Here is a 977-nt window from a genome sequence, read left to right on the forward strand (position 1 = left end):
CCTCGAGACAAGGCGGAAACAGCGTCGTCTGATCGCGCTCGGCACCGACAACAAACCGGCCCATGTCTACCTCCGGTCAGACCGAAGGAACGTACCATCATCGGGGTTTTGACACAGCCAGGGTCGACACCGGACCGTTGCCTATCAGCAAGTGAATGTCCGCTTCCGGCCGGTGGGTTGGTGTCCGCTCATGGCGCAACGGCGAAGGGCCTTATCAGATGCGTCGTAAAGCTACGGTCGTGGCTTGCTTCCGACCAGTTAGAGGCTTTCAAGCGATCGCCTAAACCGTTAGTTTTTGCATATGGGCCTCGGCGTTTTTATCCATCGTCCTGATTCGGTCTACGATGACAGCCCGGCCGAGCGCTACCAGTTCCCCCAGCAGTACTTGACCCGCGTCCAAGCCTGTCTTGGCGACTGGATCGTCTACTACGAGCCACGCAAAATCACAGGCACACGCGGATATTTCGCGATTGCAAGAGTCCAGGATGTCATCCCAGATCCTTCGGCTGCGGGCATATTCATCGCAGTCATTGAGCCAGGCAGCTACCTGGATTTCGCGCGTCCTGTGCCGTTTGCTGATGAAAATGGTGTCCTGGAGCGAGGCGTTCTGAACGAGCAGGGCCGGATCTCGGGACGTGCGCAGTCCGCTGTTCGACCGATCTCACCGGCTGATTTTGATCGTATCCTCAGCCTCGGCCTGAACGAACGACATGCTGTGCTGCCGCGAGAAGACGAGCGAATCGCTGATCCCGGTTTTGTTGAGCAGCAAGCGCCCTTCGCATTCGAACAGGTGCGGGAGCGTGTGGCCTTCATCACCTCGCGGATCATCCGAGATCGCGTTTTCCGACGGGTTGTTCTCGGTGCCTACGATGAGCGTTGTGCGCTGACGGGACTGAAGTTGTTGAATGGCGGTGGGCGCGCCGAGGTCGCTGCTGCCCATATCCGGCCTGTCGAAGCGAGCGGTCCGGACATCGTCA

The 977-nt window shown here is 58.9% G+C and carries 1 protein-coding gene; it reads left to right on the plus strand.

Annotation, left to right across the window (positions count from 1 at the left end; all coding sequences use genetic code 11):
• Window positions 1-301: 301 nt before the first annotated feature.
• Window positions 302-977: restriction endonuclease (locus tag FV217_RS22425; RefSeq protein WP_147821847.1), on the plus strand; the 676-nt coding region annotated here is incomplete at its 3' end.

The organism is Methylobacterium sp. WL9, from assembly GCF_008040035.1.
Lineage (GTDB): Bacteria > Pseudomonadota > Alphaproteobacteria > Rhizobiales > Beijerinckiaceae > Methylobacterium > Methylobacterium thuringiense.